14 protein-coding genes are annotated in these 13407 nt (G+C 46.5%); all 14 read left to right on the top strand.

Annotation, left to right across the window (positions count from 1 at the left end; translation table 11 throughout):
- Positions 1-3: 3 nt before the first annotated feature.
- Positions 4-543: an alkaline shock response membrane anchor protein AmaP gene (gene amaP, locus CHH60_RS11265; protein WP_095290430.1), complete on the top strand. Its 540-nt coding sequence runs from the start codon at positions 4-6 to the stop codon at positions 541-543.
- A 14-nt stretch (positions 544-557) separates the two neighbouring features.
- The gene (locus CHH60_RS11260; RefSeq protein WP_095290432.1) at positions 558-791 is read left to right on the top strand and encodes a DUF2273 domain-containing protein; all 234 of its coding nucleotides are present in this window, start codon (positions 558-560) and stop codon (positions 789-791) included.
- 218 nt (positions 792-1009) lie between these two features.
- Positions 1010-1462 (top strand): transcription antitermination factor NusB, encoded by a 453-nt coding sequence (nusB, locus tag CHH60_RS11255; protein ID WP_095359279.1) that lies wholly within the window; start codon positions 1010-1012, stop codon positions 1460-1462.
- Positions 1463-1509: 47 nt separating this feature from the next.
- Entirely contained in the window at positions 1510-2367 is an 858-nt protein-coding gene (gene folD, locus CHH60_RS11250) for a bifunctional methylenetetrahydrofolate dehydrogenase/methenyltetrahydrofolate cyclohydrolase FolD (protein WP_095359278.1), read from the top strand.
- Positions 2368-2375: 8 nt separating this feature from the next.
- Positions 2376-3740 (top strand): exodeoxyribonuclease VII large subunit, encoded by a 1365-nt coding sequence (xseA, locus tag CHH60_RS11245; RefSeq protein ID WP_095359277.1) that lies wholly within the window; start codon positions 2376-2378, stop codon positions 3738-3740.
- Positions 3730-3987, top strand: a complete 258-nt coding sequence (gene xseB / locus CHH60_RS11240; protein WP_095359276.1) for an exodeoxyribonuclease VII small subunit — start codon at positions 3730-3732, stop codon at positions 3985-3987. The genes xseA and xseB overlap by 11 nt, the downstream gene beginning before the upstream one ends.
- On the top strand, positions 3980-4885 hold the full coding sequence (locus CHH60_RS11235; protein ID WP_095359275.1) for a polyprenyl synthetase family protein: 906 nt from the start codon (positions 3980-3982) through the stop codon (positions 4883-4885). Before xseB ends, CHH60_RS11235 begins: the two co-directional genes overlap by 8 nt.
- Positions 4886-5169: 284 nt before the next feature.
- Positions 5170-7077, top strand: coding sequence for a 1-deoxy-D-xylulose-5-phosphate synthase (gene dxs, locus CHH60_RS11230; protein ID WP_095359274.1), 1908 nt, complete (start codon positions 5170-5172; stop codon positions 7075-7077).
- A gap of 54 nt (positions 7078-7131) precedes the next feature.
- Positions 7132-7977, top strand: coding sequence for a TlyA family RNA methyltransferase (locus tag CHH60_RS11225; RefSeq protein ID WP_095359273.1), 846 nt, complete (start codon positions 7132-7134; stop codon positions 7975-7977).
- Positions 7978-8062: 85 nt separating this feature from the next.
- Positions 8063-8548, top strand: a complete 486-nt coding sequence (locus CHH60_RS11220) for a hypothetical protein (RefSeq protein ID WP_095359272.1) — start codon at positions 8063-8065, stop codon at positions 8546-8548.
- A 35-nt stretch (positions 8549-8583) separates the two neighbouring features.
- A complete protein-coding gene (gene ahrC / locus CHH60_RS11215; protein ID WP_095290448.1) occupies positions 8584-9033 on the top strand; it encodes a transcriptional regulator AhrC/ArgR in 450 nt (149 codons plus the stop codon).
- A gap of 53 nt (positions 9034-9086) precedes the next feature.
- Complete coding sequence (recN, locus tag CHH60_RS11210; protein WP_095359271.1) at positions 9087-10823, top strand: DNA repair protein RecN; 1737 nt, start codon at positions 9087-9089, stop codon at positions 10821-10823.
- Positions 10824-10925: 102 nt separating this feature from the next.
- On the top strand, positions 10926-12257 hold the full coding sequence (spoIVB, locus tag CHH60_RS11205) for a SpoIVB peptidase (RefSeq protein WP_095359270.1): 1332 nt from the start codon (positions 10926-10928) through the stop codon (positions 12255-12257).
- A 192-nt stretch (positions 12258-12449) separates the two neighbouring features.
- A complete protein-coding gene (spo0A, locus tag CHH60_RS11200; RefSeq protein WP_095359269.1) occupies positions 12450-13268 on the top strand; it encodes a sporulation transcription factor Spo0A in 819 nt (272 codons plus the stop codon).
- The last annotated feature ends 139 nt before the right edge of the window (positions 13269-13407 follow it).

Genomic DNA, 13407 nt, shown 5'->3' with positions numbered 1-13407 from the left:
TTCGTGGCGAAAATACTGGATCGGCTTCTGTTGTTTATATACAGCATAAGCGTTGGAGCAATATCGGCAGTTGTCATTCTACTCATTAGTGGAGTACTGCCTTACGAATTGAATTACCAGCAGGAACAGAACGTCATTGTTGCAGCCGTTGTTGCAGCTGCGATTTTGTTTATCCTGAGTTTGCGCTTTTTTTACATCTCGGTACGGCGTGGGCGGGCTTCGTTGCCATCTGTAGATCAGCGTACGGAATACGGTGATGTGCAGATCTCAATGGAGACCATTGAAAATCTCTGCCTGAAAGCAACTTCCCGCTTCCGGGGAGTACGCGATGTTAAGGCACGTATTCGTGTGGTTGAGTCGGGATTGGAGATTATGATCCGTGCAGTGGTCGATGGCGAGACGCCAATTCCAACGCTGAGTTCGGATTTGCAAAAGGCCATACATGATCATGTACACGAGATTACGGGGATCCCGGTTTCGAATGTAACCGTGTATGTTGCCAATGTTACCCAGTCGCCTAACTACAAGAGTCGAGTGGAATGAGGTGAGTTTCACTGATGCTGTGGAGAGAGATTTGGGATAGTCACAGAGGCCGGATAACCGGAATTGTGGGCGGCATCTTTTTTGGATTTCTTTATTTGTTTACCGGGTTTTGGGATATGTTGTTCTTTGCACTTTTGGTGTTCATCGGTTATACATTAGGCAGACGAAGCGATTCGAAGCTGGGCTTGTTCATTCCTTGGAGGGAATGGGGACAATGGCTTGGAGAGCGCTGGCGTCCGTTTAAGTGAGCCACCTGAACCCTGCAATATGTTTCTTCCGAAAAGAGCTTAGTTTAATATGCCCGTTTTTTGGAGGAAACGTACTGCAGGTTTTTTTGTGAAAAGGGATAACAATAACCATATCGTAAAGGCCACTTCATTTCGCATCACAAACATGGTGCGTGAATGGTTCTTTTATTTTAAAATAAGCATGATGACGCTCGGATGAGCGCTGCAGGAGGCAGGACATGAAAAGACGTTTGGCAAGGGAAATTGCGATACAAAGTCTGTATCAGATGGAAATGAATGAAGTGGGTGCAGCTGAAGCTGTAAATATGCTGATTAACGAAGCGGCAGAGGAAAATGAAACGGAAGTCGTTATTCACGATGCAGATGTAATGCGCAGTTATGTAACGGAAATTGTTCAAGGAGCATGGAATCATAAGGAAGCCATCGACGGATTGCTGGTGGATTATCTCAAGGGCTGGCAAATTAGCCGTCTGTCTCGGGTAGACCGTCAGATCTTGCGGCTGGCCGCTTATGAAATGGTATTTCGTGATGACGTTCCGGCGAAAGTGTCGGTCAACGAAGCGATTGAATTGTCCAAGCATTTTGGTACAGAAGAATCCGGGAAGTTCGTTAACGGTGTACTTGGACGCATGATCCAGGAAGTTGACACGATTAAAGCGAAATTGTCCTAAAATAGCGAGTTACTTATTAAATGTTCACATAAGGGAGAGAGAGTACAATGACAGCATCTATTATTAACGGTAAAGAAGTGTCCCAGGAGATCCGCGCAGGCATAACTGAAGAAGTAAAGCAGCTTAGCGAACAGGGGGTTGTGCCTGGTCTGGCTGTTGTGCTCGTCGGGGAAGATCCGGCATCCCAAGTCTATGTGCGAAATAAGGAAAAAGCTTGTCACGATCTCGGTTTTTACTCTGAAGTACATCGTCTCGATGCAGGTACGTCCCAAGAGGACTTGCTGGCTCTGGTGGACAAGCTGAACAATCAGAGCTCGATCAACGGGATTCTCGTTCAGCTTCCATTACCGAAGCATATTGAGGAGAAAGCTGTTATTGATGCAATAGCGGTTGAAAAAGATGTGGACGGTTTCCATCCGGTCAATGTGGGTAACCTTGTGATCGGCGATGACAGTTTGCTGCCATGTACACCTGCTGGAGTGATTGAACTGATCAAGCGGACAGGATTGGAAATGTCGGGTAAGCATGCTGTTGTAATCGGACGCAGCAATATTGTGGGTAAACCGGTATCTTTGCTGCTTCAACGTGAGAATGCAACCGTAACGATGTGTCATTCACGTACGGCAAACATGAAAGAAATTACACGTCAAGCCGACATATTGGTCGTAGCGATCGGTCGTGCAAACTTCGTGGATGCCGATTATGTGAAACCGGGTGCTGTAGTCATCGATGTGGGTATGAACCGTTTGGACAATGGTAAATTGGCTGGAGACGTGGATTTTGAAAGTGTGAAGGAAGTTTCCGGTCCTATTACTCCAGTTCCGGGTGGCGTTGGACCAATGACGATCACCATGCTGATGCAAAATACACTGATCGCTGCCAAACGCGCTCACGGATTGGCCTAGGTACATCTGTGGCAGATCGGCAGATCTACTCCATCAAAGACCTGAATCGGTATATCCGAATGAAATTGGAATCCGATCAGGTCCTGTCGGACGTCTGGCTGCGTGGGGAGATATCCAACTTCACACATCACTCTAGCGGCCATATGTATTTTACATTGAAGGATAAGGACAGCCGGATTAAGGCTATTATGTTCGCGTCCCACAATCAGCGATTGCCCTTTGTGCCAAAGGAGGGTGCAAGGGTTATTGCTCGTGGTAATGTATCGGTTTATGAGCGGGACGGTCAATATCAATTTTACGCTACTCAGATGCAGCCTGATGGGATCGGAAGCCTCTATCTGGCTTATGAGCAACTGAAAAAGAAACTCGAGGATGAGGGGCTTTTCTCTTCGTCCAGGAAACGTACTATTCCTCGGTATCCCAAAACGATCGGTGTAGTTACGTCTCCTACAGGAGCAGCGGTAAGGGATATCATGATTACATTGCAGCGCAGATACCCTTCTGCGAAAGTGCTTCTATATCCTGTTCTGGTCCAGGGTAAAGGCGCAGCACCTTCAATCGTAAAAGCCATTCGCAACCTGAATCTCCTTGGTGAAGCGGACGTGCTGATTGTAGGCCGTGGCGGGGGATCACTGGAGGAACTGTGGGCTTTTAATGAAGAGATGGTCGCCAGAGCCATTGTTGATTCAGATATCCCTGTGATCTCTGCAGTCGGACACGAAACTGATTTTACCATTGCAGACTTTGCAGCAGACCTGCGGGCTGCGACGCCAACAGCGGCTGCTGAACTGGCTGTGCCAAACCGTGCAGAGCTGCTTGACCAGATTGCGCTAAGACAGCGTCAGCTCCAGCATAGTCTGCGTCAACGGGCTGCACATAACCGTGAACGACTTGCAAGATTACAGCGTTCGCCGGTACTTGTCCACCCAAGACGGACATTGATGCAGCATACAGAACGATTGGACATGCTGCATCAGCGGCTGTTGAGAACAGTAGATACCCGAATGAAATGGACCGCGGAGAAACAGGAGCGTCTGCGTGCTGCACTGCAGCGGTTCAATCCACGCGAACAGGTGAATACGGCTCAACGGGAAAATGCCGCAGCGCGGCGTCAGCTTGAACTTGCGATGAGGTCTATCGTCAGATCGAAGCAGCAGCAATGGAAATCTTCCGTGCGCCACCTCGATGCTCTAAGTCCGCTAAAAGTCATGTCACGCGGATATAGTCTGGTGTATGACGAGCAGGAGCAAAGACTGATCAAATCGTTGAAGGAAGTGCAGCCTGGAGATTCAATTAAGATTAAATTAACAGACGGACAGCTGGACTGTCAGGTTTGGGGAATGAAGGAGGATGACAACATCCATGGCGAATGAACCGGAACTGAATTTTGAAGAGGCAATGGCGGCACTTGAAGATATCGTAGCTCAGCTGGAACATGGGGATGTTCCATTAGAACAGGCCATTGATCTGTTTCAGCGAGGAATGAAACTCTCCCAGTTATGCGGAATCAAGCTGGAACAAGTGGAACGCAAGATTGAAATGATCGTAGAAGAAGATGGGGAACTTCGGAAAAAGCCGTTCGGAACTTCGGAAGTTGAGAGCGGTGAAGGCAATGAGTAGTCGTCTTTCCTTTGAACAGTATCTCCAACAGACAACAGATGAGGTTACGGAAGCTTTAAAAGAGATTCTCCCAGTTCACTGGGATGTGCCTCAATCCCTGCGTGATGCGATGCAGTATTCTCTTATGGCTGGAGGCAAGCGCCTCCGTCCTCTTCTGGTCGTCGCTGCGGCGGAAGCCCTCGGATCACAACGTGCAGCTGCGCTTCCGGTAGCCTGCGCCGTGGAAATGGTACACACTTATTCACTTATCCACGATGACCTGCCTGCAATGGATAATGATGACTATCGTCGGGGAAAATTAACGAATCACAAGGTTTATGGTGAAGCCACCGCTATTCTTGCAGGGGATGCTTTGTTGACTCATGCGTTCTATAGTGTAGTGCAAGCAGGCCGCAAGAACGGTGTGCCGGCAGAAGCCTTGCTTTCTATTATGGAGGATCTTTCCGAACTGGCTGGTGCCCGTGGCATGGTTGGTGGGCAAGTAGCCGATATGGAAGGTGAGCAAGGGATGACGAATCTGGAACAACTGCAATATATTCATTTGCATAAAACCGGTGATTTGATCGTGTTTTCATTGCTGGCTGGTGCCCGTATTGGTGGTGCAACAGAAGGACAACTTGATGCACTGCGTGTATTCGGGCGTGATCTTGGTCTTGCTTTTCAGATTCAGGACGATATCCTTGATCTGACTGGCGATGAGCAAAAAATGGGCAAGAAAACCCAAAGTGATGTAAATCAGCAAAAGGTGACTTATCCATTTTTCATAGGTATGGAAGCGTCTCAAGAACAGGTGAAGTCCTTGACCCAATCTGCAAAAGAGGCCCTCGGCAGAGCAGAGCTATCAGATTCATCGCGGTTGATGGAAATTGCAGATTATTTAATGCGCAGAGATCATTAGTCTAAAAGTAAATGAAACTGCCCTGCGGCTGTTTCGTAAGATTCAGATCGGTGTAATAATGTTAATGTGCTTTTTGCACGGTGATTACGTTTGACGTAACGGATACATAATAATGGTTCAATTCACTTATCTTGCTGGCGAAAAAGCTCGCAATCTGGAGTATGAAGCCGTAAATTATGATTCCTGTTCTTTTATGTTATAATGATTTAATGTGATTTAATAAAATTCAGTTTAAAAAGTGTTATCCACTTAATCAAACAATCTAGGAAAGCGGGGAGATTCTCGTGCTGCTTCCACAAATTAAACAACCCAGTGATCTAAAATCGATGTCTCCGGATGATCTTGTTTTATTATCCGCAGAGATTCGGCAATTTCTGATTGAGAAATTGTCCGTAACGGGGGGGCATCTGGCACCGAATTTAGGCGTGGTTGAGCTCACGGTAGCCCTGCACTACTGTTATAACAGTCCGGTAGACAAAATGATTTACGATGTAGGGCATCAAGCGTATGTGCATAAAATTCTTACTGGACGCATGGACCGTTTTGATACATTGCGTCAGCACAATGGATTGTGCGGGTTCGTCAAGCGTAACGAGAGCGAGCATGATGTATGGGAGGCTGGACACAGCAGTACATCCTTGTCTGCTGCCATGGGTATGGCACTTGCACGTGATTTGAAGGGTGAAGATAATCAGGTTATTGCCATGATTGGCGATGGAGCTCTTACAGGTGGTATGGCCTTTGAGGCACTTAATCACATCGGTCATGAGCAGAAAAAACTGATGGTCATTCTGAATGATAATGAAATGTCCATTGCACCCAATGTCGGGGCGATGCATAAATATTTAAGCAAAATCCGTTCCGATCGGCATTATCTAAAAGCCAAAGATGATGTGGAAGGAATGCTCAAAAAGATTCCTGCCATTGGAGACCGTTTGGCCAAATCGGCAAGCTGGATTAAAGATAGCGTCAAATATATGATGGTTCCGGGTGTTTTGTTTGAAGAACTCGGCTTCACTTATTTGGGACCCATCGATGGACATGACATTCCCAAATTAATTGAGACGTTCAAACAAGCGGATAACGTGGAGGGACCAGTTCTCGTTCATGTTCTCACAACCAAGGGTAAAGGATACCAGCCAGCTGAGGCAGACTCACACAAATGGCATGGTATCTCCCCATATAAAATAGAATCCGGTCAGGTGCTCAAGGCAGTTGGCAAACCAATGTACACCGAAATATTCGGGCAGACACTCGTTGAACTTGCAAAAGAAGACCAGCGTATTGTTGCTGTAACGCCTGCTATGCCGACTGGATCGGGGCTTATTCCTTTTAGCAAGGAATTCCCGGACCGCATGATTGATGTAGGGATTGCAGAGCAGCATGCGGCAACCATGTGTGCTGCACTGGCCATGGAAGGCTTGAAGCCTGTCTTTGCCGTATATTCTACGTTTATGCAGCGAGCTTATGATCAGATCGTGCATGATATCTGCCGTCATAATGCCAATGTGATCTTTGCCATTGACCGTGCGGGATTTGTTGGACCTGATGGAGAGACGCATCAAGGCGTGTATGATGTGGCCTTTATGAGACACATTCCTAACATTGTACTTATGATGCCGAAGGATGAGAATGAACTGCGTCACATGATGAAAACGGCACTTGATTATAACGAAGGACCTATTGCTTACCGGTATCCTCGAAACAATGTGGTAGGCGTTCCAATGGATGAGCAGCTCGTACCGATTCCAATCGGCACTTGGGAACAGCTGCGACCATCTGAAGGTTATGCCATCATCGCTTCGGGTTCCATGGTTCAAATTGCTGAAGAAGCAGCTGAAACCGTGAAAAAGGAAGGCATTACAGCCGGAGTAATCAATGCACGTTTCCTCAAGCCACTGGATGAACAAATGCTTCGTGATCTCGCGATTCGTGGTACCAAACTGATTGTGCTTGAAGAAGCTTCTCAAGCTGGCAGTATGGGCAGCGCAGTGCTTGAGTTCTATGCTGAACAGGGTCTGCATGATGTACATGTTAATCTTATGGGGATTCCAGATCGCTTCATTGAACATGGCAGCATCAATGAACAACGGGCTGAAGTTGGGCTTACTGTGGACAACGTATGTGTGCAGCTGCGCAGTTTGGCAGCTCAGACCTCTTACGGCATGTCCAGAACCCGCTTTCCTTCTTGATAAATGGAATGCTTCACCTAAATAAATGAATTAACTATATGATAGGAGAAAGACATGTCACTCCCGAAAGAACGAATTGATGTTCTGCTGGTCGAGCAGGGTTATTATGAAAGTCGTGAGAAGGCAAAAGCGGCGATCATGGCTGGACTGGTGTATGCCAACAATGAACGAATTGAAAAGGCAGGCATGAAAATACCACGGGAAGCTGAACTAAAGGTTAAAGGCTCAGTGCATCCTTATGTGGGACGTGGTGGATTGAAGCTTGAAAAAGCGATTAAACACTTCGGTCTTGACATGAGCGGTCTGGTCATGCTTGATATTGGTTCGTCAACGGGTGGATTTACGGATTGTGCATTACAACATGGTGCATCGCATGTATATGCCATTGATGTAGGATACAACCAGCTGGACTGGTCGTTACGCAATGATGACCGGGTTACCGTGATGGAAAGAACCAATTTTCGTTATGTGACGCCTGAGGATTTAATTGGACCTGAGCCGAACTTTGCCAGCATCGATGTATCCTTCATATCGTTGCGTATTATACTGCCGCCCTTGCTTGCTCTTCTGAAGCAGCCGGCAGATATTGTAGCATTGATCAAGCCTCAATTTGAGGCAGGACGTGAGAAGGTAGGTAAGTCTGGTGTGGTACGGGATCCCAAAGTACACAAGGAAGTACTGGAAACCATGCTTCACTTCGCGAATGAACTTGGTTTAAATCTTCGGGGCTTAACCTTCTCACCTATTACCGGTGGAGAGGGCAATATCGAATTTCTCGCTCATTGGCGTCTGGAAGAACCGGACGCATCACAACAAGAGAAGGATCTGGCTTCACTCGATGCACTTGCCCATCAAGTTGCTATGGAAGCCGCTCATACTTTTACGGGAAACTCATCATAGGATGAGTTTCTTTTCGCTGGAAAGGTGATCCTATTAACAGGAGATTGACTGCCGGACCTCGAATAAGTCTTCGAGGTGAACGATGATGAATGGGCAATCCGACACAATCGTTATTGGTGTACTTGCTGTCATTTTAATCATATGGCTCTTTTACGGTTTGCGTAATTGGCTGAATCGACCGGTACCGGTAAGTTTGTCAGGCATGCAGCTGAATTCCGACATACCGCATTCCCCGGTTGTAGATCTGCTTGAAGCAGAGGGGTATGAAGTCATCGGAGGCAAAATGAAGATACCGCTCGCCTTTGAGGTCAATGAATCCGTTTATTATAGTCGGTTGTTCGTTGATTATGTTGCCGAGCGTGATGAGATCAGATATTTGGTCAAGACGTCAAGGCGTAAACAGCCGGTGGAATTCACAGGTCCCGCCATTCGGGATCGCTTTTTGTACTATTTATTGTTGTATCCAGGTTGTGAAGGTATATTGTACGTGGATACGGAAGAATCCAGCGTAAAGATCATCCGTTTGATGGATTATGAGGAAGATGTATATGATGGGGATGATCTGAGCTAGGGAATCAATGGTAACTATTTAAACTGGAGGCATGTATGAAAGGACAACGACATATTAAGATACGTGAAATTATTAGTCAGAATGAAATAGAAACCCAGGATGATCTGGTTGAAGCACTGCGTCAAGCCGGTTTTCAGGTGACACAGGCCACGGTATCCCGTGATATTAAAGAATTGCTGTTGATCAAAATTCCTATGGATGATGGTCGTTACAAGTACTCATTGCCAACTGACCAACGTTATAATCCAATCCAGAAGTTGAAACGGGCATTAGTGGATAACTTTCTCCATATTGACCATACCAATAATCTGGTTGTAATGAAATGTCTGCCAGGAACGGCAAACTCCATTGCGGCGTTGCTGGACAATATTGAATGGACTGAAGTTATGGGTACGATCTGTGGTGACGATACAATTCTCATCATCTGCCGTACTGAAGATAATAGTGTGACGGTTATCGATCGAATTATGGGTTACATTTCTTAAAATCCGATTTTAAACATAATTGCTGAGTTTGTCATCCGGAGGTGCTTTGGCCAATGCTAGTTACATTATCGATTCGTAATCTGGCTGTTGTAGAAGAAGTGGATGTAGTATTTCACGCAGGGTTTCATGTGTTATCTGGGGAAACAGGTGCAGGTAAATCAATCATTATCGATGCGCTCGGTTTGATCGCAGGTGGTCGCAGTTCGGCCGATCTGATCCGTTACGGTTGTGACAAGGCGGAGATGGAAGCTCTGTTCGAGATGGAACAGGGTCATCCGGTGTGGGAAACACTGGAGAAGCTTGGGATCCATTGTGAACCTGAAGAACACCTCGTTATTAGACGGGAGCTGAATACCCAGGGTAAGAGCACATCCCGCATCAATGGTCAGTTGGTCAATCTGACGATGCTGCGAGAAGTGGGAGAAAAACTGATTAATATTCATGGTCAGCATGAGCACCAAAGTTTGCTGCGTGCTGAAAGCCATCTGGGCTTATTGGATACCTACGGAGCAGCTGTCATTGGTCCAGTGAAGTCGGAATATCAGGAAAGGTACAGCCGGTTCATTACTGCTGAGAAAGAACTGCGTGCCCTTCAGGAGTCAAGTCAGCGTGCATATCAGCTGCTGGACATGTATCGTTTTCAATTGGAGGAGATTGCTGCTGCCGGGTTAACAAGTGGTGAAGATGAATTACTTGGTGAAGAACGGGTCAAGCTATCCCATAGTGAGAAAATGATGGACAGCGTTGTCGGTGCATATGATCTGCTCAGTGGTCAGCGCGGACTTGAGGCAGTAAGCATTGCCCTTTCCCGGATAGAAGATATCTCTGGTTACGATAGCAAAGGACTACAGCCTATCGTGGAACAGCTGCAGTCGGCCTTTTATCAATTGGAGGATGCTACATTTCAATTAAGGGATTACCGTGAAAAAATAGAGTTTAACCCCGGTCGACTGGAGGAGGTTGAGCAGCGCTTAAACTTGATTTCTGGTCTAAGACGGAAGTACGGGGACAGTGTTGACCTTATTTTGAATTATTATGAACAGATTAGCCATGAAACAGACCAGCTGGAAAACAAGGACGAGCGCCTGGAGAAACTGCGTGCTGAGCGTGACAAGCTCCTGGTTCTGGTGATGGATTCTGCAGAGGATCTGAGCCGGGTACGCAAGCAGTGTGCCGATGAACTCGCTGCTCAGGTGGAGAGTGAGCTGAAGGATCTTCAAATGGAGCGTACAACGCTGCGTGTTCAAATAACGCCATCAGAAGATCCGAAGGGGATTGAATGGAACGGGCGCAGGCTCCGGCTCAGTCGTCAGGGAGTGGACAATGCGGAATTTCTCATCTCCCCGAATCCGGGCGAACCGCTGCGTCCATTAGGGAAAATTGCATCAGGTGGCGAGTTATCCAGAATGATGCTTGCCATGAAGAGTATTTTCGCGCGTCACGATCGAATTCCAGTCCTCATATTTGACGAGGTTGACACAGGAGTTAGCGGACGGGCGGCACAATCCATAGCTGAGAAACTGTTCCGTTTATCCTCAACCTGCCAAGTGTTTTCGATTACACACTTGCCACAAGTTGCCTGTATGGCAGACCACCAGTACCTCATTGAAAAGCATGTCGTTGACGGGCGTACAATGACGCAGGTGGAATCGCTGTCAAACGAGGGCAGAGTGAAGGAATTGGCACGTATGCTCGGAGGTGTTGAAATTACAGAAAAAACATTGCATCATGCACAGGAAATGCTGAATTTGGCGGAAGCCAAAAAAGGAGGAAACGAGCGACCGGCGTAATGATTGACAGTAATAAAAGCCTGGGGGCAAGGTTATCTTATAGGTACGCAATTGGCGACCACCTTTCGTCAAGCGAAAGAAGCAAAGGGAGTGTGACAGCCATTGAATTCCCCCCTCAGGAAGAAATTGCTAGGTCTTTTATTTGCCTTCTTTCTATGTGTAATCAGCCAGGCGATTCAGCCTGTGCAGAGTTATGCCTCCTTACCTGACGAATTACAGGTATTTGCAGGCAGGCAAGCAGATGTACGACTCGCTGTACCGGCTTCTTCCAGTGCCGTTGTAGACCGACCGGATATTGTTGGTTTAGATGGACAGGAGCAAGCAGTGCATGTCACGAAGCAGCAACCATTGCATCTTCATCCTCAGCAGACAGGGCAAGCGAAATTAACCTTGAAGCTGTGGGGCAAAATTCCGGTCAAAACGGTTAATGTGAACGTGATTCCGGATTTGCGAGTTGTACCCGGGGGTCAAACCATTGGCGTAAAAGTAAAGTCGGCTGGGATTTTGGTTGTAGGTCATCACTTGGTCCGTGCTGAAGGAGACCAGAGAGTCTCTCCAGGAGAAACAGCAGGCATTAAACTTGGGGATCTGATAACCCATATGAATGGCAAACGTTTGGATGGCGTTGCAGGTGTCGCTGAAGCTGTAGAACAAGCGGGAAAAAGCAAAAAAGGGATCGATGTGGTATTGCAGCGTGGGAAGGAAACAGTTAAAACACGACTCACACCAGCATATGATGCTGAAGATCAGGCCTGGAGGCTTGGGTTGTACATTCGTGATTCTGCGGCTGGCGTAGGCACGCTAACGTTCTATGCACCAGATCAGGGCGTGTATGGAGCTTTGGGGCATGTGATTACGGATATGAATACTCAAACATCCATTGTTGTAGGCAGTGGACAGATTGTCCAGTCGAATGTGACGTCTATATCCAAAAGTGAATCCGGAGATCCGGGTGAAAAACGTGCACATTTTCTTAAGGAAAGCAAAATATTAGGCAATATTGAGCGTAATACGGCTTTTGGCATATTTGGTAAGATGTCTGACAATCCCGATCACAGTTTATACACCAAAGGAATTCCTGTCGCTTTCTCACATGAAGTGAAGGAAGGACCGGCAGAAATTTTGACTGTTGTCGATGGTCAGCAGGTTGAACGTTTCGCGATCGATATTGTGCATGTGGCCGATCAATCTGAGCCTGCAACCAAAGGGCTTGTGCTTCGCATTACAGATCCTAAGCTGCTTGATAAAACGGGTGGGATCGTTCAGGGAATGAGCGGCAGCCCAATCGTTCAGAATGGCAAGCTCATTGGCGCTGTGACACATGTGTTTGTTAATGACCCTAAATCAGGTTACGGCTGTTTTATCGAATGGATGTTACAGGATGCCGGCGTGATGATCAAAAAGGAAAAAGCAAAAAATCTTAAGGCTGGGTAGACCGCCTTAAGATTTTTTGTCGAATGAAAAAGATAATTATCACATAATGAAATAAATTATTTATTATATAGCAATGCGAAAAAAAAATAAAGAAAAATAATTTTCGACAGAAGGAATTTCCTCGCCTGTGTCGAAAATTTAACCTGTAAGGAAATGTACGAAACAGTGGTTAAACCAAAGGAGGATACCGTTTTGCAAAAAATTGAGGTATTGCTGGCTGATGATAATCGTGAATTTACGAATTTGCTTGCCGAATATATATCCGAACAGGAAGATATGGAAGTTACCGGAATTGCCTACAACGGGGAAGAAGTACTGCAGTTGTTGGAGCAAAGCCGTGATGTGCCGGATGTATTGATTCTGGATATTATTATGCCTCATCTGGATGGGCTGGGTGTATTGGAGCGTCTGCGCAACCTGAACCTGAATCCACAACCGAAAGTGATCATGCTTACGGCATTCGGTCAAGAGAACATCACACAGCGTGCCGTGCAGCTCGGTGCTTCTTATTACATCCTCAAACCTTTTGACATGGAAGTGCTCGCTAACCGGGTTCGCCAGCTTGTTGGATCCCAGACAAACGTCTCTTCAAGCACGAACAGTGGTTCATCCATGTTTATGACCAACAAATCCAATGTAGTGCCAATGGGCAAACACAAAAATTTGGATGCCAGCATCACGTCCATCATACATGAAATCGGCGTTCCTGCGCATATTAAAGGATATCAGTATTTGCGTGAAGCCATCACCATGGTATATAACAATATCGAAATTTTGGGTGCGATTACCAAAACGCTGTACCCTGCGATTGCCGAGAAATTCAAAACAACACCATCCCGCGTTGAACGGGCCATCCGTCATGCGATTGAAGTGGCATGGACACGCGGAAACATCGACAGCATCAGCCACCTGTTTGGTTACACGATCAACATCAGCAAGTCGAAACCGACGAACTCCGAGTTTATCGCGATGGTTGCCGACAAGCTTAGAATTGAGCATAAGGTGTCTTGAAAGGACCGGGAGTAGTTAGGTAATTATGAAAGCAACAGCATACGAATGCCGTGATTTACAGGTCCATTAGCGTCCTATAGATTGCGGCATTATTTTTTTATTTTCATAAAGTTTGGAATATTTTTTATCAAAAATACGA

The organism is Paenibacillus sp. 7523-1 (assembly GCF_002276415.1).
Lineage (GTDB): Bacteria > Bacillota > Bacilli > Paenibacillales > Paenibacillaceae > Paenibacillus > Paenibacillus illinoisensis_A.
The sequence above is the reverse complement of the archived record's forward strand: the minus strand, read 5'-3'. Positions and strand labels throughout refer to the sequence as shown.